This is a genomic window from Klebsiella sp. 141240 (assembly GCF_050600805.1).
Classification (GTDB): Bacteria; Pseudomonadota; Gammaproteobacteria; order Enterobacterales; family Enterobacteriaceae; genus Klebsiella; species Klebsiella aerogenes.
Genome location: NZ_JAQIRK010000002.1, coordinates 98,345 through 120,467, shown reverse-complemented (window position 1 = coordinate 120,467; position 22,123 = coordinate 98,345). Strand labels below are relative to the sequence as shown.

Sequence of the window (22,123 nt, the reverse complement as noted above, 5' to 3'; positions counted from 1 at the left end):
CTAAAAATTGAGGAAAAAATTGAGCATCGCTAACCGCCGCCCATCTCGCGCCATTAGCGGAGATGGTGCTAGCCTTGCACGGTAGGCAAACGTCTACAAAAAATATGGATTTTTAATAGCAAGGAATAACAATGAAAGAATTAACATTCAACGAAATGGAATCTGTCTCAGGTGGTTTCAACCTGGTGAGCGCTGCAACCGGCTTCGCCAGCTTTGTCGCTAATTCTGCAGCAGGATTTACCTCATTTGCGCTGACCTCCGGTCTGGCTTTCGCCTCTTTCGTTGGCGATAGCGCAATTGAATTTGGTAAATTCCTCCTTGGACAAGCAAACTGGGAAAGCGTAGTCAGCACCGGTCAGGAAAACTGGGCAAACTTCGTTTCCACTGCTGGAAACAGCTGGAATACTTTCGTGAATAACGCCGCAACCGACTGGAACAGCTTCCTGGATCAGGCTGCGTCCTAATCGGTATAATGATAAGGGCAGGTTTCATTTCTGCCCTTTCTGTTGTTTTAACGCTTTTATTTAGCGCTTCACCATTTTAGCCTCGGGTTCTCATCCCTTCTTCTATTACGCAACACAGTCGTAATATCTGCTAAACAAACATTTATTTACGCGTCCTTATCCCCCCACTACACTAGTCACAGTTTTTATATTGAGGTGGTAATGAACGATAACAAAATGACGCCAGGAGAACTGCGCGCAACCTGGGGTTTAGGGACCGTGTTTTCACTGCGCATGCTAGGCATGTTTATGGTCCTGCCCGTTTTGACCACATATGGCATGGCGCTGCAGGGGGCTAGCGAAGCGCTGATTGGTTTGGCTATTGGTATTTACGGGCTCGCCCAGGCCGTCTTCCAGATCCCGTTCGGCCTCCTGTCTGACCGCATTGGCCGTAAGCCGTTAATTATTGGCGGTTTGCTGATATTTGTTATCGGCAGCGTCATCGCCGCGCTGACCAATTCCATCTGGGGCATTATTCTTGGCCGCGCGCTGCAGGGCTCTGGCGCTATCGCCGCCGCCGTCATGGCACTACTTTCTGATTTAACCCGCGAACAGAACCGTACCAAAGCCATGGCCTTCATTGGCGTCAGTTTTGGCGTGACCTTTGCTATCGCCATGGTGCTCGGCCCTATTGTCACTCACCAGTTAGGATTGCATGCGCTATTCTGGATGATCGCTATTCTGGCCAGCCTCGGTATTTTGCTGACTCTATGGGTAGTACCAAATAGCCACAATCATGTACTGAACCGTGAATCTGGCATGGTAAAGGGCTGCTTTAGCAAAGTGCTTGCTGAACCTAAACTCCTCAAGCTGAACTTCGGCATTATGTGTCTGCACATCATGCTAATGTCGACTTTTGTTGCGCTGCCAGGACAACTGGAGGCCGCTGGTTTCCCGGCCGCCGAGCACTGGAAAATTTACCTGGTGACCATGGTCATTTCCTTTGTCGCCGTGGTGCCATTCATCATCTATGCGGAAGTGAAGCGCAAGATGAAACGAGTGTTCCTGTTCTGCGTCGCCCTACTCCTCATCGCTGAAATCGTACTCTGGGGCGCAGGTGGCTATTTCTGGGAGTTAGTCGCAGGGGTGCAGCTGTTCTTTCTCGCCTTTAACCTCCTGGAAGCATTATTGCCTTCATTAATTAGCAAGGAATCGCCAGCAGGGTATAAAGGCACGGCAATGGGTATTTACTCTACCAGCCAGTTTATCGGCGTGGCCATCGGTGGCGCCCTCGGCGGCTGGGTCGATGGTTTCTTTGATTCACAAACGGTGTTCCTGCTTGGGGCCCTACTCGCAATGTTATGGCTGCTGGTTGCCAGTACCATGAGCGAACCACCTTACGTGAGCAGTCTCCGAGTTGAGATCCCGGACGATGTCATCATTAATGATGAACTACAGCGCCGTCTGTTGTCGAAACCTGGCGTTGAGCAGGTCATGATTGTCGCTGAAGAACGTTCAGCCTACATAAAAATTGACAGCAAAGTAACCAACCGCTTTGAGGTTGAACAGGCTATTATCGCAACTTCGTAATCGTCCCCCATTTCTACGCTCTAAACAATAAGTTGAACGCGCGGCCACACAGAAGATACCTTCGGGTATCTTCTGTTATCAAACATGAATTGACGTAATAAGCCCCCGCACTTTTCTAATTCTGTTTTGTGAAGTTTAATTCACATTAAAACTAATAGATCATTTAAATATTCACTATTATATAAAAAACCCTCTGATTAGTATATTGCCCGGTGTGCATAGGCACATCATTAACAATTCATTAATCTAGGATGGAATTAAAAATGAAAGAATTAACCGCAAACGAAATGGAATATGTCTCTGGTGCAGGCATTATCGACCTGCCTTGCGCTTTGGTTGATTTCACCATTCAATCAGCGCTGGGCCTGGTAGCAGCAGGTATTAATGCTGGTATGATTCTGGCCTCCTCCGCACTGGAAACCACTATTGATTTGGTTTCCAATATTCTTGGCGGTTCGCCATCTAGCCTGGGAAGCATTATAACCGACCATATCAACTCCCTGCTGTATGCTGAATCAGGGGTTTGGTCAAACTTTGTTTATAATGCTGCTACTGACTGGGGTGGTGTTGTCGATGCCCTGCAGAGCTAAATAGCATATGGCCAGTCAGTTTCTGACTGGCCATATTTTTTGATGTTAATTATTATTTTCACCACATCTGAGATACATATCACATGCCGTCATGTAATCATCATGCCATCGCCAGTAAACATGTAAATAAAAATATCCTATCGCAGGTATCATACATAATATGAAATATGCATAAAAATACATTTCCCACCCTAATAATTTCAGTAACAGGCTTAAAGTGAGGATCCATAACAGTTGAAGAATAAAGAGAATAACTAACCGTAACCACAGCGGTTTCCTATAAATCAGGGTAAGTGGAATAGTTTTCGCCAGATTCACATCAAACTCTTTCTGAAAAAGCCGTCCTAAAAAAGTATAGCGTCTGGAGGGATGAGCAAAAATTAAATTGACCACCAGTATCGCTGAACACAGAATCAACATAGCGACTATCAACTTTGCTGAAAAAAAACCATTTGATAAGGAAAAATCCTCATCCGCTACCAACGGACTGACAACCCAAAAACTGGTTAGAAACGTGACGGTAACGTTCAAACAAGCATAGTGGTGGAGATTACGGTATTTAAGCGTATGCACAGTTGCCTGCTGTAACTGCTTGACGTAACAATTCCTGGCGAACCAGCACATCATATAGACCATTATCGGCACAAAGATGACAATACAGGCCATCGCGGCAATGCTTGAAAAAAAGAGTAGAAATCCTCTAACAACCAGGTAGCACCCCAGTAAACAGCAAGCTGTAGCAACGAGCGGATGCCATAGTATTACCTCAAATTGCGAATACTTTTTCCCTTGAAACCATGAAAAGTTAATATTTTTTATCGCATATTTGTATGACCAATAACCTTTAAGCTCATAAACAAAGCTAAACATAGTTAACGAAAAAATGGCGCTTACGGGAAATGCATCTTCCACGGTCAACAGATACCCTCTGTTTTTAACGTAGAATGCAATCAGCAGTGTACAAATAAAGTACAAATAGGGCAGAAGCGACCGATCCTGACGTCGAATAAAAGTTAGATAATCCGGTATCATGATAGCCTCGTTACGCCAACAACATTTTTCGACAATGAATATAATTCTCTGCAGAGAAGTCGTCGAAGTCATTTAGCAATTGTCCAAGATAAGCTTTATTACTGATTTCAACGAACCTGACGAGGGGGATATGTTGTAGAAAGGCAGTCATAGAGGCAGTCCACTGTACCCGGTGGGTCAAATGCAAAGAAAGGTTCTCTCTAATTTGCTGCGGGTTAGATTCTTCCCGTCCGGTGACATTCATCAGTACAGGATAATTTGGCCGTACAATTTCCACCATCTTCAGCGCATCCCGCATGGGTTGAACTCCCTCAGCCATCAGAGGCGTATGCCAGGCTCCGCTTACGCTCAACTTTACCGTTTCCAGGCCTGCTCCCATCAGTACCCCGGTGAATTCACTTAAATCTGGCAGCGTACCGCCAACCACCTGCTGATAGAGGCTGTTATCACAACTCACGACAACCGGGCTCCCGGAGTCGTTAATTAACTGGCTTACCGTTTTAAAATCGGCGCCTCTCACGGCCAGCATTGTACCTTTACGAATTTTGCTTAAATTATCCATGATAGTTGAGCGCGCCAGGATTAACTTGAACACATTCTCCAGCGTTAAAGCGCCGGCTGCATAAAGCGCGCTATATTCACCCACGCTATGCCCACACGAGCCAATAATGTTAGCGTCAGAGAATTGCTCAGCATACAGACTATAGAGCGTGACATTGATAGCCGTCACCGCTGCCTGTTGCGTCGTCGTTTTCACCAGACGATTCATCGGCCCTTTCTGACATAACCGCCGAAGATCCAGCCCTGTTACATCGCTGGCGCAGTCCCAGATTCGCCTGGTGGTTGCGTTTAGATCCCATAAATCTGCCCCCATTCCTACCGTAGGGTTTCCCTGACCGGCGAAAAGAAGTACCGTCGGTTGTTTTGATAACGTTGTCATAGACAATATGTCCTTATAAATAGTATTTAAATCCGACATAGACTCCGAGGGTCTCGCCAAAAAGGGCGAACTCTGAATCACGACGACCTAATGCGCTATAAAACCCCGTATAAATTTCTACCCTTTCACCCAACCCTTTTAGCGGCTTAATGTAATGGGTTCCAATTAAGGAACTACCATCGACTACGTTCATCACCAGATAGGGTTGAAGGGTTGAATGATCTTCATTCTGTAAACTTAACCATGAATTAATATAATGTCGCCCTTGTAACATTCCTTTGTTTCCTGTATTACTTATTTCTGACCCCATTAGATACTTATAATCATCAAATACTTTATCTAATCCGGTAATACCGGTTTTCTTACTTAACAGCCTAATAAAATCAGTTTGCTCCCGCCATGCCGATTTCGAGTACCCTTCACTCTGATAATAGTATTCGATACCCAATACGCTAAAAAGGTCAGTGGTATACTGGCCGCCAACGGCTAATTCATAGTTTGTTTTATCATTCTGTGTATAAAGCGATGAAGGATATTTCCCAGATAATATCTCATCTCGTTTTTCACGGGAAAAATGACGCCATTGTTGCGTTTTGTGTAAAGCCGCCTCGACGTTGACAACAAACTGCGGAGTTAGATTGTAGCTATCTGCCAGAGCCAATGAAGGAGAATCGCCAAGCATCATATCTGCTGCCAGTCGATGATTAACAAGACGATAATCGGTGTAAGTTAATAAATAATACTCACTACTGTTGCCCCGTTGATTGGCCGTCCAGTTACTGGATGACTCATAATATTTATCAATACTCACTAATTTGGGCATGATGGTAAGCGAGAATGCATAATCACGAAACTCTGCTGAAACTCGCCCTCCCCAAAACGGCTCATGATAGGAGGAATTAAACGCCGGGTCGTAAATTCTGGTAGGTTTAAATCCGGCATAATAAGTTGTCAGCAATGCGGCAGGCGACCTCAAATGAAAAGCGCCGGGATCCGGTCTAAGCCTTCCGCCTTCAAGACTGACGCTTTCGGATAACGTTGCGTTCAGTTTTAACCTATCGATTAAGCTTTTAGAGCGACTATCGTCTTCTTCGAATAGCCCGACACCTTTCATTGGTTGATACCCTAAGCCATACAATGAAAGATCCAGTGCCAACACATCATCAATAATGTCACAAGTGCTAGAAGCATTGATTGAAATATTATTGTAGGCATTATCAGTCGTATAAGGATTAGATCCACTGATACGCCATAAAGACTCATTTCTATGCGTAAAGGATATTTGCTCCGTCAAAACCAACTGGCCATTACGCTGTATCTCATCCGCGGAAAGACAGTCAGCCATTACCAACAATGGTATGAACGTTAGAATTAATAGTAATGCAGCCAGAAGCAATTTCACTTTGCTTCCCTCTGAATATACTCCTTCGTGAAGTGAAATTCCGGTAAGGATTCGAGACGAACGTTGCTATACTTCATGACAGAATATCCCTTTTCGTTGCGAGCATTCTGCACAATAATTTCTGTTGGCCGGTTCTTTCCTAATACCATTTGATAGTTTTTATACAAAACACTTTTGAGTAATTGATTATCAAGTGAGTAATACGATGCCTTAAATGGTCGGTACTCTGCATTTTTTTCTACCAGGTAAATCACTTTTGGATAAGTAATGGCCTCCGATTTACGGGTAAGAGATAAGCGATAGCAGACTTTATCACCACAAGGTTCCTCGCCCTCGAGCGTAGAATCATAGGCATATTCGAAGTTCGTTACGATAACATCGCCATTAGAGATCTGGCCTATTAATCGTTGTGAACGCGAAATGGGAACTGGCCTGCGAAGTTCCGGTGTATAAAACCATAAATCATACCAATCAGATAACATAACTTTACCTTTATCTCGCTGAGGATAGATAAAGCGTATAAGTGAACGAGCGTCAGCTTTCTTACCGCTTTCGGGCTTAATAAAACGCATCGAAATATCGAGAGATTGCTTATTTTCGGGTTCCTGCATTCCCTCTTTGAACTCCAACACGGTTACTTCATAGCGGAAAGGTTCATTTGGAGAACGAACCTCATCAGCCTTGCGAATTATTTCCAAAGCCTGCAGGTCAACTTTCGTCGCTTGCGCCGCAGATGAATACAGTAATACTGCCAAAGAGCATAAATACCACACACCAATTTTCATACTAGCCTCTATGAAGATTTAAATGCATCAGTAATATTAAGCCGCGATGCACGATATGCAGGAATAATGGAAGCCACGGCTGATGTTAAAATTGGCAACGTTAAGGTAAACCAAATTAACTCTGCATCATTGGTTATAATAAATGCAGTATATCCAACAGACTGGCCAGGTGAAGGCGGCATCGCAATACCGGAAATATTAATAATTGATGCAATGGCATAGCCAAAAGCAAGACTACCTAATGCACCTAAAATACCTATATATACACCTTCCAACCAAAATAAAAGCGTCACACGGCTGGACTGTAAGCCGATGGCTCGTAGTGTGGTGATCTCTTTAGTCCGTTCAACGATATTCATGGTCATTGAATTACCGATCATGAATACCACGATAAGTGCCACGATAACTTTGATAAAAAAATAGATACCAGATAGCATGCCTTCAACTTGCTGGTAAAAAATAGAACTTTCCTTCCAGTCCTTAACAATGAGAGGTAAATCCTGTTGAGCGATAAACTCTCGCATTTGAACAATAAATGGCGCGACATCATCATGTTTTAATAAAATAACTATTTTACTCACGCCATTGGTTCCCATGATTCGCTGCGCAGTATCAAGAGGTATCTTTAGTACAACATCATCATAATCCTTAATCCCCGACTCAAAAATACCACGAAGCTTTACTGAAATCGCGCCCTGTCCTCCTGACACATTAACCGCCAGGATATCAAGCCAGTCACCATAATGGCTATCAAGAGTTCTCGCCAGACCGCTTCCTATCGTAATTTCATTATGTTTTACGCGAGACAGATCGCTTCCATAAACTATCTTATCAAATGCTCCTAACTTTAGGCCTGGTAATGGCTCAACGCCTTGTGCTGAAAAATAATTTGATGTTTCGCTTTCGTAGTGAGAGATAATCCCGCTAAACTCAAGCTGACCGGAAATTGTCGAAATAGCATTAGAAAAATAGGTGTTTTGCAATATCTTATGTTTTAGTGCACCGTAGTCAGCAATAAGGCTCTTATTCTTATTGGCTGTTTCAAAGTAGGATTTATTATAAATTTGCACATGGCCAATATTCGTTCGTATCGTCTGCTCTTTGAGTATCCAAAAAGAGTATTTGATAAAACCGCCATATAAAAATATCGCACCACCGCCTAAAATAATTGCAAAAACCGTAGACAGTGTTCTACGCTGATGTCGTAGTAAATTCAAGAATGAAAATTTAGCATCACCATAGTTGAAAATGATATTATAAATCACAAAAAGCAATAGCAACACTACAATACCATTAATGAATATCACATCCCTTGACATTTAATCACCTTTAATAACCGGAACAATAACCTGCAAAACTTCAGCCATTTCCCAAGGGGGTGGATTGTTATTTTCATAATCGATTTTAAGGTTTTGGCCCACGCTTCTCAGCTGCTGAAGGAGTTGTTCTTCTTGTTGTTTGTTATGGCACTGGTGGAGCGCTCGTAAACGCATCTCGTTTATCTTTCTAACAATCTCGGCGCTGAATTTATCTTTATTCCTCATCAGCGAGTCGGTATCTTCAATCGTAATCACGCAGCGCCCCAAATTAGCCGGAAGCCACGCATCAACACGCGCACGTAAATATCTGATCAGCAAATTATCTTCATGGGTATCGACCGACTCATCCAGATAGAAAAATCCCGTCTTTGCATATTCAGAAGCGTGAATCAAATCATTAACATTCTGATAATGAGCGGCTTGCCGTAGCATCCCCCATGAATAAAAAATCAGCACACCAACGTTATTAGTGCGTTCATATTCTTTAAACAAATGTGTAGTGATCGATGCTAATGACGCTGGCTCATGTGGAAACCCATCCTGTAACACACGATTGGCCACAGGTGTAGCTACCGATTCAGCGAATGCTGAAAATGTAACCGCGGTTAAACACAGAAGCAAAACTCTACAAAGATTGCTTCGCTGAATCATATATTATTGCTCCATCTTTAATTTCCACTCTCCGACGCGCTCGTTCTTGTAGCTGAGTCGAATGTGTGGAGATAATAAACGTCGTTTCCGTTCGCCGATTAATATCTAACAGGAGGTCGAGAATCGCATCGCCAGTAGCCAGATCCAAATTTCCGGTAGGTTCATCCGCAACAATGATTTCAGGGCTATGTGCTAACGCTCTTGCAATCGCGACACGTTGCTGTTGGCCACCTGATAATTGGCCTGGTTTTCTCTCCACTAAATGGGCTAAATCAACACTATCGAGAAAATGTAAACTCCGCGCTCTCGCCTCTTTTGCACTGAAATGTCCATTTAGCATTAGAGGATAAAAAACATTATCAAATACGCTCAGCACCGGAATTAAATTGAAAAACTGAAAAATAAACCCTAAATGACGACTGCGTAGGGACGCCAAATTCTTTTCAGACAACGCATTTAGATTTTTCCCAAGAAAAAAAACATGGCCCGTCGTAGGTTTATCAATACCTGAAAGTATATTAAGCAGGGTACTTTTACCGCTACCTGAAGGGCCACATAATGCCAGGAACTCACCTTTTACAACATCAAGATTGATATCATTCAGTGCAGGAGTCATATTATCCTGAGATCCATAATATTTATGTATGCCGTACAGAGATATATCGGGTAGTTCTGTTATATTACTGCGCATATAGCCTTCTATTAGTACCAGGTGTCAAAGTAAGCATAGCCAGCGGCGACCCCGGGGATAACGGTTCGAAGACAACCATTATGCAAAGCATGTTGTGTAATGTATTGCCAACTCAAGGCGGGGGTCATGCAGCCACTACAACCATAACGAGTAATGAGATCGATTCCGTTGTTAGAGGGTGGCTTTGATTTATTGATACCACCGGCATAGGCAATAAAGTCAATATCATTATTGTTTTCTGATTGCGATACAAACAAGCTACCTGGCCCATTAGGTATATATGGGCCACAATTCACTCGCAAATGACTTTCCCTTCTACTAAATATAAAGCACCCCACTCTTTCAATAGAAAAATTTACACCTGGAACATACTTATGCGGTTTTTTTGTTTCACAATGGCGAAGGCTTTCTGCCGTAAACGCCAACAAGGGCACCGCACGGTAACCTCCGCAGATCACTACAAAATCAAATACATCCCAAGCAAGATAATCTTGAGCTAATGCCATTGCCTGGAATAGAGAATAGTTTTCACCTCGTATTTTACAAGTCACATTATTAATAGAGAACTTCTTAATTATATTCTTAGGTAAAGTATCAATAGTTGATAAATTAAGGCTACTTATATTGTATTCAAACACGCCTGATTCGCCCCATGAATCAATATAGATAAAGGCGGTGCGTGATTTCAAAAGCAACATTCGCTCTTTTGCTGACAAACTATGTAATGCATCATCCGACACCCTTTCCATAGCATTAATATAAGGTATATGATCTGGCCGCCTTGTGATTTCACGATTATATATTTCGGCTCGTGTGCCAAAGCGTTTAAATCGCCAACCATTTGCTCCCGTGGCCTTCAACGCTGTATTGAATGAATGTGATTCCCAAACATTTAACCAGTTTGGGTAATATAAATAAAACGGTTCTTCAGGTTCAACAAATGAATATGAAGACAAATACATTTTACTATTCATATTAGCCACAGTGCTTATTCAAGTTAGTCATTAATAAAGCGACAACTGAGCCATCGACGCCTAGCCCGGTCTTCAGAAGATGTTTTTTCTCATGTTTTCTCACCCCGCCATCTACAGAGATATGGTGAGCGACGTCATCTATGATTTCATCATTAATAACAGGAAAAATTAACTCACTCGTGATGAGTAAATGATAGCCAATAATCAAGTCTATTAGTCCAGACCCGGTTGCGGTATAACCAATCTGCCCCTTATAGGCCAATATGGGAAGCGGGGTTTCACCAGCAAACATAGCGATCGCTTTTGCTTCAACTTTATCACTGGATGAGGTTCCATTACCATGGGGGATAAACCCACAAAGGTCTTCTTTTCTCACCCCGACATCATTTAATAGTGAATTAATCAACTTGAAAATACTGGTACTTTGCCAGGAAGAGTCATTACTGCGACCAGCATTGATTTGCTTATATGCCGAAGTAATACACACGCCCGGACTTTTTCCGCGCGCCATTCGGTGCTGATGACTTTCCAGTAACATAACGCTATAGCCTTCAGCAAAATGCACACCATTGCTGTTTACGCCGAAGGGTTGGACAATTTCACTATCTAACATCCCCTGACTTGCCAGAAATCCGAGATCCTGATATTTGATTTTTGAGATATTAATGATAAGCCCTAGATCGATTCCCCCACTCTCTATTGCCCTGGTAACCAAATGAATCGCCGTCAGTGACGAGTTACTTGTACAATTCATATTTGGTGGCAAATAGTGCAGTTCATACCTCTGTCCAATCGTATAGGAAACATTATCCTGCGACATATTTTTCACAGAAAGGTTTTTAATGGAGGATGTTACCGAAACATCTTCCATGTCATTGTAATTATAGAAGTTCCTGTAATCCATGACATCAACACGAGGACCTATTCCGGTAATGTATACTCTAACCCTATTACCTTTCAGACTTTCATTACTAAGACCAGCCTGAAGCAAGGCGTCATCGATAAGTTTGTATACCAGTTCAAAAGCGCTATCGTTTTCTCGTTGTAGTTTCGCAATGAATATATTCCCCGCAAATCCACATTCTCTAGCTTGGTTATCTGATATAAACCATGGCGACAAATGCACCCGTTTGCCTTGCTGCAGATTTCGAATTAACAGCGAACTATTCTCAGCATAAGGCAAGCATACACTGAAGCCAGAAATAATAGCTCTCCCACTCACCTTATTATCCTTTAATGACGATAGCGTAATAATTCCCACCTTCGGTAGCGCCAATCAAAAGAACATATTTGATAGTTATTTCTCGCGTTTCATTGACAAAATTAATTCTTTTATCGGCAAAGGTTTGTGTATAAGGAATAGCAGGAACGGATTGTCTTTGAATACAATCAAGAATCACCGCAAGATTTAAAAGCCCTGCAGATGAAGCAACAAAGCCAAAGAATGCGTTATAATTCACTACTGGCACATGTGGATTATGGCAATGGAAAGAATTATAAATCGCATTAATTTCTATTATTGAGCTCACTTCGCTACCATTACTGGTTCCACAGACTAGATCAATTTCCTTTGCGGTAATACCCGCGTCTGCAAGCGCGCGCGCGATCGCCAGAGACATCGCGATAGATTTTTCTTCAATTTGCGTTGCATCAAAGTAGGTATTACTGCATGACTTACCGTAACCCGCAATTTCCCCCAGTACTTCAGCGCCACGGGAAGCAGCGGCAAGCGCGTCTTCCAATAACAGCATACAAGCACCCTCACCCGGAACATATCCATGCGCTTCTTTGGCATATATCTGATAGTCAGCGGCATTCGACGTCATATGAATCTTATTGGTCACCGCATCCATATACAGAGACATCGACGGAAAGTGTTCATCAGCCCCACCAACAATGACCTGCGGCTGTAGTTGCTGACGAACAATTTCGTAGCCATAGGTCAATGCGCCAAGTGCCGCATTTTCACCGGTCGCTAACGTTGTCGTATATCCTTTTATACCTTCTGAAATCCCACAAAACGTCGTCATCGAGTTCATCAGTGAACCAGGGAACTCTGATGTGCGTACTTTGCGCGGGTCAGGTTTTAAACTTTGTAAGTACTTATAGGTAGTTTCTTGCGGTCCACGGGCCATCCCCAGAACCATTCCCAGATCATCGCCATCGCGTTTAATCTTACGTTTCGCCAAATTCAGCGCTTCTGAAAGTGCCATCAGCGCAAACGTACCGCCGCGTGTTGCTTTGCGCGGGTCATAGCGGCGTAGATGTTTACGTGGTTCGAGGTCTTTCACCTGATAAGTTTTAAAGTGCTTTTCTGACTCCGGTTGTTGATAGGCCGCGTCTTGATATTCTGCGCCAAATATTTCCGCAAATTGATGGGTTTTTGCTACAACGTCCAACAGCACTTTAGCCTCATCGAGAGTGTCATCAGGAAAGACTACGCCGCTCAACTCCACCGTTTTGTCGCCTTCATGGATATAGCGAAGAATTTCATTAAGAGTATGTCCAATAGCCGATACGGCACCTATCCCAGTTATGGCAACACGTTTAGCATCATAGGTGGTAAGAGGAACTGAACATGGTTTCGTACTGACAATCATGCAGCAATTATTACCGCCGAATGCGTAGTTATTCTTCATAAAGATGTTGATATCTTTGTGTCGAAATTCATTCGCAACGTAGTCCAGATCGCAGTTAGGGCGCGGCTGCGAAAAATTCAACGTTGGCAGAACATGCTTCTGCGGAAGGGTGACTAAGCATGCAATGAGCTCGACAATACCGGCGGCGCCAATATTGTGACCAAAATAGGATTTAGTTGAGCTGATCAATATATGTTCGGCGCCAGAGAAAACTTTCTTCATCGCCAGAGTTTCTATTTGGTCATTAGCTTGCGTCCCCGTACCATGCGCATTAACGTAATCAATTTGCTCCGGTTTGAGACCTGCATTCGCCATAGCTTTTTGCATAACCTTCACTGCGCCGCTGGCGCGCGGATCGGGTCCCGTTTCATGATATGCATCACACGAGGTGGCGTAAGAGAGAATTTCTCCGAGAATCGTCGCGCCGCGTGCGACGGCATGCTCATACTCTTCCAGTACTATTGCCCCTGCTCCTTCGCCAATAGACATCCCTGAATGTCCCGAAAATGGCGAACACGATTGCGGGTGCATAACATTCAGAGCATAAAAACCAGCAAAGGTTGGTAAATAAATGGGTTCCGTTCCAATAGCCAGCATAGCCTTGCTTTTGCCATTTTGAATGTAATCAAAAGCCATGCCGACGGCGTTCGGGCTCGCCGTACAAGCTGTTGCGACGAGTTCCACTCCCCCCTTCAAACCCAATAAGGTAGAGGCGCTGGAACAACACGATGAAAAGCTGCCTGAAAAAAGAGCCTTACGTAACGAAAAGTCCTGAATACGCTGCTCAAATAGCGGAAGGAAAGCTTCAGTACCCGCCGAAGAAACGCCAACAATCAGCCCCATCTGTTCCAGGCACGGTCGATTGGTCGCCAGTCCTGCCTGCTCGAGCGCTTCCTTGCCAACTTTGTAGGCCCAAAGCGCAGCATTATCTAGCGATGAGATAACCTCTTTTGATAATTCGGGGCAATGAATTTGATGCAGCATTTCAGCCGCACGAGCGTTCGCAAACCATTTAGAGAAACGCGCACTATCAGCGATGCCATTTTTTTTCTCCAGCAGTGCTTGCCTGAAGTCTGTTATATTGTCAGCCAGAGACGACAAAATCCCCATGCCGGTAATAACCACTCTTTTTCTGCTCGTTTCCATAATTTTATTTTCTATCCCGATTTTTATTCTCTACCGACCGATGCTGGATACAATATTGTCGTCGCTAAATGTTATACCGTGACAAGCGCGCTCTTTGCTTTCGACGCATCAACATAGCTATGTGTTGTTGGGTTAACCAATAAGCTCAAGTTATAAATAAATGGTAAATTTTGTGTTTTTGCGGTGATTTCGCCATTTGCGGTTTTAAGGCTAAAACCTGCAATATCAGCTAACGCATAACCCTCATCAATAAGGGCCAGCGCAATCCATGCTTGCCTTGCCGGAGAATATGCTGCATTGACAATAACTCCAACCTGACATCCATTAACTATCACCAGATCATCTGAGTCGATCCGGCTACATTCATCGCAGGGGGAGATCCCAACAAGCTTACGTTTTGCGCCATTTCGTGATAACTCCACTACTGCATTCTTACCTATGAAGTCCTCTTTGTCATACTGGATAGCCCACTGCATTTGTAGTTCAACAGGATTACTGGAATAGCGAGGATAAATACTTTCATCCCATCCTGTATTTTCAATCCTCACCAAACGTTGAAAATCTAAGCCACCGGTTTTCAGCGAATATCTGGCGCCTATTTCTTGTAATTTCATCCACATCGTAACAAGCGTTGCTTGTGCGCCAATCAATTGATATGCGAATTCGCCATGTTTTCCACAACGAAAAATCATTAGCCCATCATCGGTGTTCATATATTCATAATAAGGCAAGCCAATGATATCAAAACCATAAACCTCAGCCATTACCTCCCAGGCATACGGCCCTTCCAGCATAATGACGCCCCAGTCATCCTCTTCCATCGATTTTATCTCAGGAATTTCCTGGATATCTAAATCATCGGCCTTTATAAGGGTTTCATTCAGGATATCTACAACTTCTTTCGCGGTGAGATTCTCGGATAAAATATAATAACCTTCAGCGGCACACAGAATATAAGCATCACCGCGGATGGTTCCATCTGCGTTGAGCAGCAAAGAATAAATACCCTGTTCATCACGAATGATTGATACATCAGCAGAGACCATATAGTTCACAAGCGCCCATGCATCTTCACCCATCACGCTGGTAATGGACATATGAGAATAATCTACCAACAAGACATTTTCACGAACTGCTTTATATTCTTCAAAAACATCATGATATGAAGATGGTACGCATTGATGATTATAGATTCCCATAACCGCATTGTTTTTAAAATGGAGGTCAGAAAGTAACTTCATAGAATGCCCTTCAATGTAACTGTTTCAATTCAGGATGCTTTTTTCTTTAGTATGAAAGATGCCAGATTATTTATACTTCGCATATAAGCGGGATCATCGCCTTCCGATACCTGGATGTTGAAGGTTTTATCAAGCATAACGATAATTTCCGTTGCATCTACAGAGTCAAGTTTCAATCCGTTACCAAACAACGGCGTGTCATCATCTATTTGATGAGCCTCACGCTGAACATTTAGACGTTGAATAATTTCGCTTTTAATCGTAACGATTATTTTTTTTCTTTCATTGATTTCATCATGGATGTTTGTCACACCGAATCTCCTTGGAAAACTAAATGGTTTCTCTAAAGTTAATAATGACGCCCTGACTAATGACTCTTTTGCCAACGTTGGCTGTAACTAAATAATGTTTAAACCCGCGTTCATCAGAAAATGAGAGTTTACTTACCACTTCAATCGTATCTCCCGGGTAAGCCGCTTCTTTAAACTTCAGGTTCTGTGAGGCTAATACACCCCGTACCTCAGCACGCCTTGTATGTATTATGTTCAACATATCCGGATGCTTGATATAAGTATGGATGTCACGCAATGTCCTGAGCTCTTCTCCCGTGTGATGTTGATAAATGTCACAGATATCAGTGAGGAAAGAATAATACTCGCTTGCCTGGCCAAATATTTCAGAAATGATAGCCCCCGGCATAATGGGGTCTTCTGGAAAATGCCCAAGCAGATAAGGATCATTATAAGTTACATGTTTTATAACTTTGATGAAGCCATTCTCTCCATATTTATAATCGACTATTTTATCTACCATGAGTAGAGGTTGACGCCAGCCGCCCATGGCAAGAAAAATTTTTGGCGGTATCGAATACTTAGACATAAATCACCGCATTACCATGCCACCATCGACCACGATGGTTTGCCCTATGATGTAGCTGGATGCCGTAGAGCTTAAATAAACAATAACGTTGGCTACTTCGTCACATTTCCCGAGTCGTTTTAAGGGAATTGAATTAGTCACTTCACGAACAACTGTACGTGGAACCTTCTTCGCCATTTTGGATTCAATCATCCCCGGCGCAACCGCATTAACGCGTACGCCCCGAGGCGCCAGCTCAGCTGCAAGAGTCCTGGTGAAACTTAATATTGCACCTTTTGATGCGCTATAGTTTGCCTGACCAACGCTTGGTACAAGAGCAGCCACAGATGCGACATTGATAACCACAGGGCTTTCTGCGGAACGTAATAACATTAATGCTTCTTTCGTTAACCGGAACAGGCTAAGTAAATTAATGTTGATAACCGAATAAAAATCATCAAAGGTCATTGATGCAAAAAGGCTATCCTTGACAATGCCCGTGTTATTCACCAGCACGTCCAGTCTTCCGGCTTCGATGGCCAACTGCTTACACAACGCAATGACTTCTTCCTGGCTTGTGAGATCACACGGCAAAATATTAAGTAAATCACCATTAGCATGATGTTCTTTCAGAGAAAGCAAGGGCTCGACATTTGATTTATATAACGCATAAACCGTGCATTTTTGCTCAAGAAATTTCCCACAAATTGCAAGACCTATATCGCCGCTGGCACCAGTAATCAGCACTTTTTTACTTACAAGATCGCTATACCTATACATTTTACATAAATGCCTTTAATTAATAGATTATGGTTGCGGCTATCGCATATGTCCGGCAGTGAGAAATACTTAAAGATATATTCATAATCTTTTGCTCGTTAAGTATGTACTTTACCCTCCCTGACAATAGAAACTCAGGTTTTCCATTTTCGTCATGGACAACCTCGATGTCATGGAAACGAATTCCGTGACTAAATCCATACCCAATAGCTTTTACCAGCGACTCCTTAGCAGCCCAAAAGCCTGATACTCGTTCGTAATTAATGGTAGTAATACCAATATCTTTTATTTCATTATCCGTAAATACTCGATGAAGAAATCCTGACTTATCATTAGCAATGGCTTTTTCTATTCTTGCCACTTCAACAATATCTGTACCAATACGCATTACAGAGTTCCCGATGAATTAAATCTGGTACGCAAGATTGAAATTAATTTTATATTTATCGACATCCAAATCATGGGGATAGATAAAGGGTACTGATATCGAACCATCATACTCCAAAGCTCTGACACTCCCTTTGACACCTAAAATACCACCCATTAATTTCTTGCCGCTAAGATTTTGTGAAGGTAACTCACCAATTATTTGACCGTAATCAGCGCCGATATAAGGTATGAGACCTTTATATCCTGTAACAACATTTAGCGTGTTTTGTAAAAAGAAGCCTTTATTGCCATAGATACCATCACTGTTTTGAAAGCCACGTACACTCCAACGATCGCCTATCGTGAATTGATCTTGTAACGTCAAATTATCTGGTGAGTATTGGGCGCTAAAATTAAGTTCATAATAGGCGTTAGTTGGCAGCATTGTTAACCATTTCACGTAATTCACATTAAGGTTCACAATCTGACTTTTCTTACTAACAGTGCCAGTGCGCATATCAGGCGTGTCGGTACCGCCAAAAGCTTTGGTAAACCGCTGCCAGCTCAGCGTTGAGTCCAGCGCAGCTCCGGTAAAGTTTCTCTTATAATTTAAACCTAACCGTACATTACCCATATCACGTTTTTGCAGTACCAGTTCTGTCCCGCCCAATGTGTAGTCATATTTACGTCTGATCAGTTCAGCACTGGTAGACAATTTTGAGTTCACATTGCGGTATAGCATTCTATTGCCCTTGAGACTGAAGTATTCCGTCTCTCCAACATAATCAAAAGTATATGCACCGATATCTATACCTTGATGGGATTTACTTTTACTATAATAAAGACTGAATTCAGAATATCCGAATGGCACACTATAATAAGTACTCACGTTCTTATAACCACCAGTGTGGCTACCTGTTCCTGCCAGATAAAAAAGATCACTCAAGCCTGTAACATTATATAAATAACTTGTCCCACCTATAAGTTCACTACCAGTACTCTTATCCCCGAAATTATTATAAGAAGCCCTTAAGCTCCACTTTTTTTTACGCTGGGGATTTATTAGCACTTTGCTTGTACCATTTTCAGCGCCTGGTAGGATGTTTATCTTGACATCCACTTCAGGGGTTCTCTGGATATTTTCCAGCCCTTGCTCTAAATCTCTGATGTTTAGTATATCGCCATCTGAAAACGGTAAAATCCACCTGCTTACATCATTATCAGCCACAACAATCTCGGAAATTCTTCCTGGAACTACCGTCAGATTTAATTTTTTCGTTGACAAATCCTGTGAGGGAATTTCAACTCTCGTGGTTATATACCCGGCATTTATATAATAATCCTGGAACAGCACAGCGGCCTTTTTGAGCCCATTCATTCCCAGGCATTTACCAATCACCTTATTTTTTATTTCCTTTAATCCATTGTTATCTAAAAAGTCATTACTAAGAATCAATTCATTGATCTGAAAACAAGGTGTTTCTTGCGGGAATGTGCTATCAGTGTGCTTCTTTGTCGTGGCATCAGAATACACATCTTTCTGCTCTATTTTTCTGTCTTGTAAGGACGCATTATCGTTACTTTGCTGTTCTTTTATAAGTCGCCCTAACTGAACATCAGCGGCGGTCACGGGTAGCGTGGCTAAAAAAAGAGAAGCAATGATAAAGGTGTATCGAATATCCATTTCATATCCTGATAATGTGAAAGCAGTAATCCCTTACTGCTTTCACCCACTACCTAATTTATTTACCGACAACGGTACCAAATACGTTTACAACATTGGCTGTAGTCTCAAATCCTTGAGCCCCACCTAATACAGCCCAGAAACCGGTATTGACGATTTTCTTAGCATTGATTACCGCCTTACCCGCTGTATAAAGATTGCCATAGTTGTAGATGTTATTACTTGCAGTGACATTCAACTGGCTATCAGCAACCAGGTTTGACCAGTTTGAGATATTTTTAGCGGTGACATTAGTAGTCTTAGCTGTAATATTCGCGCCGAGATTATTAGTCAAATCATTAGCAGTGGTGATATTAAGCGTATTACCCGCTGCAATGTCGTTGTTATTAGTAATAGTTTTGCCAGTCAGATTTAAATCACCACCTGCATTAAAGGCGTGATTATTTGTCAGGTAACCGGAAGTATTTACTGTCAGATTGCCTGCAGCATTCACCCATCCAGTGTTATTATAGTCACCAGTAATATTAATTAAAATATCACTATCTGAAGAGATGATGCCGGTTGCGGTATTTTTAGCAACAGAACCACTTGCTTTTGATGATATCGCAGTTGCGTCAATCTGCATATTTCCTGAACTATAAATTGTTGCGTAATCAGCAGCCACTTTCTTCGCAGCAATCGTCATCTTCCCTGAATTAGCAACAATCTGCCCTTTGTTACTTGCGAGATCGCCAGTCAGATTAATATTTACATCACCGGTTTGCGCAATGATACGACCTGATTCGTTATTCAGGCTTTTCGCCGTAATATCAACACCCTCGCCGCCAATTAAACCACCTTGTTGGTTTCCATAACCGAAGTATTGGCCGACATAGAAGCCAAACTTGTCGCTATCGGTGCTGGTGATTTTGCCTGCCGCATTAAGCGCTAGTTTTTGATCAGCAACCATCATAGTATACTTAGCATCGATATCAGCTCCGGACTCAATACTGATATTTTTTGCTTTAATGACTGAACTATCTGTGCTCACGGTGTTGGCTTTGATAGTAACATCACCGTTTACTGAAGTTATCACTCCCAATCGGCTGTAGTAATTATCGAGATCGATATTTACACCATCTCCGCCGTTAATACCGGATTGGCTGGTATTTATGTCGCGACCAGTAATTGAAACAGTCTTACTGCTTTCAATTTTACCCATATAGTTATCAATATCACTGGTGGTTTGGATGCTCACATCACCATCTGAGGCAATTTCGCCAGCCCAGTTGAATAAGTAGTCAGCAGCAATCTCGATGCCGTTACCTGAGACGATGCCCAAGGATTCACCGCCCGTGGTATCGGCCGATTTGTTGTCGTTGTTTTTAACTGCTTTAGTTGTCGTTAATTTTACAGCACCAGCACTGGAGCGGATCAAACCAGTTACGTTTTCAATGTTTCCAGTACTTTCAACTTCGACATTGCCCGTTGAATCAATAGTGCCGCCATTATTGGTTAACGATGTATTTTTCAGGCCAACATAGCCAGCATGAATCTGACCGTCGTTATTATTAAAATCACCTGATTCGATTGCAACGACACCCGCCTCAATACCCGCCGTTTTAGCTTTGCCGGTATTGGTAAAAGAATTACCACTGGTATTGACAGCCAGCGTTTGTCCGGCAGCCAGTTTACCATTACTATTATCGAATTTACCGCTGGTAATATAGTTATTAGTGGTTGCTAAAATATTGCCACCGTTGATATTACTAACTTTATTACCCGCAGTATCAATAGCGATCATTTTATCGCTGTTGATTTTCCCTGCGCTATTTTCTAAAACACCGTTGGTGTTCAGGGTGATATCGCCGCTGGATTGAATAACCGCATTGTTGTTAAGCAGTTTACCGTTACTGGTAATCTTAATACCGCTATCCCCGGCAGAAATCGTTCCCAGATTACGTACGCCTACGCCGCTTTCAGTGCTGACAAGGCTAATTTTATTCGCATACATACCACCGAGCTTAGAAACATCCACACCATAGGTACTTGCGTTACCGGTAGGCGTTACGGAGTCGGTGACTACACCGTCGGCGTTGACCGCATTACTCCCCGCGACGATCTTAAGCTCACTGGCAGAAAGCGCGCCATTCACAACGATACTACGCGCCAGGATTTCGGTTGGTGATTCGCTCTGAAATCCACTTACAGTAATCGTTCCGCCATTAACCGAATAGCCATTTAATAACCCATCGTCACCTATCTTTGGCGTACCCGTGGTTAATGTCCCTTTTTCAGCGTTGATGAACCCGCCTCCCTGAGTCGTGATGCCATTAGGGTTGGCAATGATCAAGTGAGCGGAATCACCGGCAACTTCCATCATACCATTAATAGTACTGGCATTCGTTGAAGTCACTTCATTAAGAATAACCATTGCGCTACCGTCCGTAAGGTTCGGGTTGGCCGCAATCTGTCCGGCCAGTACGGACTGTGCTGCGCTTGTCGCGTTATTAAAAATGACGCCTTCAGCGCCAACATTCAGCGTGTCGTATACGTTATGTGAAAGGCCATTGCTATTCGGTTTCGCGATATTAACAATCGGCACCCCATTGGAAGCTTCAGTAACGCTGCCATTTTTAATAGAAATTTCCGCTTGCGCCATTACGGGCATCAGCAGTAATAATGACGCTGCAATCGGGTTTAATTTCACTGACCTTTTTTTGTTTTCGTGGTATTTCATATAAACCTTTCTAAGATAGTATTGATTGAGTGCAGCCATAATGAATAACCTGCACTTATGCAGCGTTACTCACTCTGACTATTTTAAGTACGAGTCATGCGTACAAAATCCCTGTGAAAAGCACGTAAACTCATCAAATGTTATATGCAGCTCTATTCAACAAATTAATTTTAAATACATAAAAATGTATTTCTGCGCCCACCTACGCCGAATGCATATACTTACCTGGAACAAAGAAAGCTGATTCAATTCATACAAAATATGAGACAT

At 42.7% G+C, this 22,123-nt stretch carries 20 protein-coding genes; 3 read left to right on the top strand and 17 right to left on the bottom strand.

The window, feature by feature from the left end; genetic code table 11:
* The first annotated feature begins 131 nt into the window (after positions 1-131).
* The 3 genes from PGQ95_RS03580 (at position 132) to PGQ95_RS03570 (ending at position 2,623) form a co-directional block, all read left to right on the top strand.
* A complete protein-coding gene (locus PGQ95_RS03580) occupies positions 132-464 on the top strand; it encodes a hypothetical protein (protein ID WP_047739997.1) in 333 nt (110 codons plus the stop codon).
* A 201-nt stretch (positions 465-665) separates the two neighbouring features.
* Positions 666-2,033 carry an MFS transporter gene (locus PGQ95_RS03575; RefSeq protein ID WP_271032003.1) on the top strand — a complete coding sequence of 456 codons (1,368 nt, stop codon included), beginning with the start codon at positions 666-668 and terminating at the stop codon, positions 2,031-2,033.
* 263 nt (positions 2,034-2,296) lie between these two features.
* The gene (locus PGQ95_RS03570; protein ID WP_087860380.1) at positions 2,297-2,623 is read left to right on the top strand and encodes a hypothetical protein; all 327 of its coding nucleotides are present in this window, start codon (positions 2,297-2,299) and stop codon (positions 2,621-2,623) included.
* Between the two features lie 45 nt (positions 2,624-2,668).
* Here the strand turns inward: PGQ95_RS03570 and PGQ95_RS03565 are convergent, their stop codons facing one another.
* The 17 genes from PGQ95_RS03565 to PGQ95_RS03485 form a co-directional block, all read right to left on the bottom strand.
* The gene (locus PGQ95_RS03565; protein ID WP_271032053.1) at positions 2,669-3,535 is read right to left on the bottom strand and encodes a hypothetical protein; all 867 of its coding nucleotides are present in this window, start codon (positions 3,533-3,535) and stop codon (positions 2,669-2,671) included.
* A gap of 130 nt (positions 3,536-3,665) precedes the next feature.
* Complete coding sequence (locus PGQ95_RS03560; RefSeq protein WP_271032002.1) at positions 3,666-4,595, bottom strand: ACP S-malonyltransferase; 930 nt, start codon at positions 4,593-4,595, stop codon at positions 3,666-3,668.
* A 13-nt stretch (positions 4,596-4,608) separates the two neighbouring features.
* Complete coding sequence (locus PGQ95_RS03555) at positions 4,609-5,997, bottom strand: hypothetical protein (protein WP_395226814.1); 1,389 nt, start codon at positions 5,995-5,997, stop codon at positions 4,609-4,611.
* A complete protein-coding gene (locus PGQ95_RS03550) occupies positions 5,994-6,782 on the bottom strand; it encodes an outer membrane lipoprotein-sorting protein (protein ID WP_271032001.1) in 789 nt (262 codons plus the stop codon). Before PGQ95_RS03550 ends, PGQ95_RS03555 begins: the two co-directional genes overlap by 4 nt.
* 8 nt (positions 6,783-6,790) lie before the next feature.
* On the bottom strand, positions 6,791-8,101 hold the full coding sequence (locus PGQ95_RS03545) for an ABC transporter permease (protein ID WP_348854123.1): 1,311 nt from the start codon (positions 8,099-8,101) through the stop codon (positions 6,791-6,793).
* Positions 8,102-8,752, bottom strand: a complete 651-nt coding sequence (locus PGQ95_RS03540) for a hypothetical protein (RefSeq protein ID WP_228302394.1) — start codon at positions 8,750-8,752, stop codon at positions 8,102-8,104.
* Positions 8,727-9,443 (bottom strand): ABC transporter ATP-binding protein, encoded by a 717-nt coding sequence (locus PGQ95_RS03535; RefSeq protein ID WP_087860385.1) that lies wholly within the window; start codon positions 9,441-9,443, stop codon positions 8,727-8,729. Before PGQ95_RS03535 ends, PGQ95_RS03540 begins: the two co-directional genes overlap by 26 nt.
* An 11-nt stretch (positions 9,444-9,454) precedes the next feature.
* Positions 9,455-10,417 (bottom strand): ATP-binding protein, encoded by a 963-nt coding sequence (locus tag PGQ95_RS03530; protein WP_348854122.1) that lies wholly within the window; start codon positions 10,415-10,417, stop codon positions 9,455-9,457.
* A gap of 1 nt (position 10,418) precedes the next feature.
* Positions 10,419-11,639: a beta-ketoacyl synthase gene (locus PGQ95_RS03525; protein WP_348854121.1), complete on the bottom strand. Its 1,221-nt coding sequence runs from the start codon at positions 11,637-11,639 to the stop codon at positions 10,419-10,421.
* A gap of 4 nt (positions 11,640-11,643) precedes the next feature.
* The gene (locus PGQ95_RS03520; RefSeq protein WP_430916982.1) at positions 11,644-14,202 is read right to left on the bottom strand and encodes a beta-ketoacyl synthase N-terminal-like domain-containing protein; all 2,559 of its coding nucleotides are present in this window, start codon (positions 14,200-14,202) and stop codon (positions 11,644-11,646) included.
* A gap of 71 nt (positions 14,203-14,273) precedes the next feature.
* Positions 14,274-15,443, bottom strand: coding sequence for an aminomethyltransferase family protein (locus PGQ95_RS03515; protein WP_113373741.1), 1,170 nt, complete (start codon positions 15,441-15,443; stop codon positions 14,274-14,276).
* A 29-nt stretch (positions 15,444-15,472) separates the two neighbouring features.
* Entirely contained in the window at positions 15,473-15,754 is a 282-nt protein-coding gene (locus tag PGQ95_RS03510) for an acyl carrier protein (protein WP_087860388.1), read from the bottom strand.
* Positions 15,755-15,773: 19 nt separating this feature from the next.
* Entirely contained in the window at positions 15,774-16,322 is a 549-nt protein-coding gene (locus PGQ95_RS03505; protein ID WP_087860389.1) for a 3-hydroxyacyl-ACP dehydratase FabZ family protein, read from the bottom strand.
* 3 nt (positions 16,323-16,325) lie between these two features.
* A complete protein-coding gene (locus PGQ95_RS03500; protein ID WP_308958229.1) occupies positions 16,326-17,081 on the bottom strand; it encodes an SDR family oxidoreductase in 756 nt (251 codons plus the stop codon).
* A gap of 19 nt (positions 17,082-17,100) precedes the next feature.
* The gene (gene acpS / locus PGQ95_RS03495; RefSeq protein ID WP_308958230.1) at positions 17,101-17,469 is read right to left on the bottom strand and encodes a holo-ACP synthase; all 369 of its coding nucleotides are present in this window, start codon (positions 17,467-17,469) and stop codon (positions 17,101-17,103) included.
* A gap of 18 nt (positions 17,470-17,487) precedes the next feature.
* Complete coding sequence (locus PGQ95_RS03490) at positions 17,488-19,134, bottom strand: ShlB/FhaC/HecB family hemolysin secretion/activation protein (RefSeq protein ID WP_395226813.1); 1,647 nt, start codon at positions 19,132-19,134, stop codon at positions 17,488-17,490.
* A 58-nt stretch (positions 19,135-19,192) separates the two neighbouring features.
* Positions 19,193-21,892 (bottom strand): filamentous hemagglutinin N-terminal domain-containing protein, encoded by a 2,700-nt coding sequence (locus tag PGQ95_RS03485; RefSeq protein WP_308958232.1) that lies wholly within the window; start codon positions 21,890-21,892, stop codon positions 19,193-19,195.
* Positions 21,893-22,123: the final 231 nt, after the last annotated feature.

Excerpts from the sequence above, each read along its gene's own strand:
- PGQ95_RS03550 (WP_271032001.1), bottom strand. The coding sequence starts at position 6,782 with ATGAAAATTGGTGTGTGGTATTTATGCTCTTTGGCAGTATTACTGTAT.
- PGQ95_RS03530 (WP_348854122.1), bottom strand. The coding sequence starts at position 10,417 with ATGAATAGTAAAATGTATTTGTCTTCATATTCATTTGTTGAACCTGAA.
- PGQ95_RS03505 (WP_087860389.1), bottom strand. The coding sequence starts at position 16,322 with ATGTCTAAGTATTCGATACCGCCAAAAATTTTTCTTGCCATGGGCGGC.
- PGQ95_RS03545 (WP_348854123.1), bottom strand. The coding sequence starts at position 8,101 with ATGTCAAGGGATGTGATATTCATTAATGGTATTGTAGTGTTGCTATTG.
- PGQ95_RS03515 (WP_113373741.1), bottom strand. The coding sequence starts at position 15,443 with ATGAAGTTACTTTCTGACCTCCATTTTAAAAACAATGCGGTTATGGGA.
- PGQ95_RS03520 (WP_430916982.1), bottom strand. The coding sequence starts at position 14,202 with ATGGAAACGAGCAGAAAAAGAGTGGTTATTACCGGCATGGGGATTTTG.
- PGQ95_RS03540 (WP_228302394.1), bottom strand. The coding sequence starts at position 8,752 with ATGATTCAGCGAAGCAATCTTTGTAGAGTTTTGCTTCTGTGTTTAACC.
- PGQ95_RS03580 (WP_047739997.1), top strand. The coding sequence starts at position 132 with ATGAAAGAATTAACATTCAACGAAATGGAATCTGTCTCAGGTGGTTTC.
- PGQ95_RS03570 (WP_087860380.1), top strand. The coding sequence starts at position 2,297 with ATGAAAGAATTAACCGCAAACGAAATGGAATATGTCTCTGGTGCAGGC.
- PGQ95_RS03560 (WP_271032002.1), bottom strand. The coding sequence starts at position 4,595 with ATGACAACGTTATCAAAACAACCGACGGTACTTCTTTTCGCCGGTCAG.
- PGQ95_RS03490 (WP_395226813.1), bottom strand. The coding sequence starts at position 19,134 with ATGGATATTCGATACACCTTTATCATTGCTTCTCTTTTTTTAGCCACG.
- PGQ95_RS03485 (WP_308958232.1), bottom strand. The coding sequence starts at position 21,892 with ATGGCTGCACTCAATCAATACTATCTTAGAAAGGTTTATATGAAATAC.
- PGQ95_RS03500 (WP_308958229.1), bottom strand. The coding sequence starts at position 17,081 with ATGTATAGGTATAGCGATCTTGTAAGTAAAAAAGTGCTGATTACTGGT.
- acpS (WP_308958230.1), bottom strand. The coding sequence starts at position 17,469 with ATGCGTATTGGTACAGATATTGTTGAAGTGGCAAGAATAGAAAAAGCC.
- PGQ95_RS03575 (WP_271032003.1), top strand. The coding sequence starts at position 666 with ATGAACGATAACAAAATGACGCCAGGAGAACTGCGCGCAACCTGGGGT.
- PGQ95_RS03535 (WP_087860385.1), bottom strand. The coding sequence starts at position 9,443 with ATGCGCAGTAATATAACAGAACTACCCGATATATCTCTGTACGGCATA.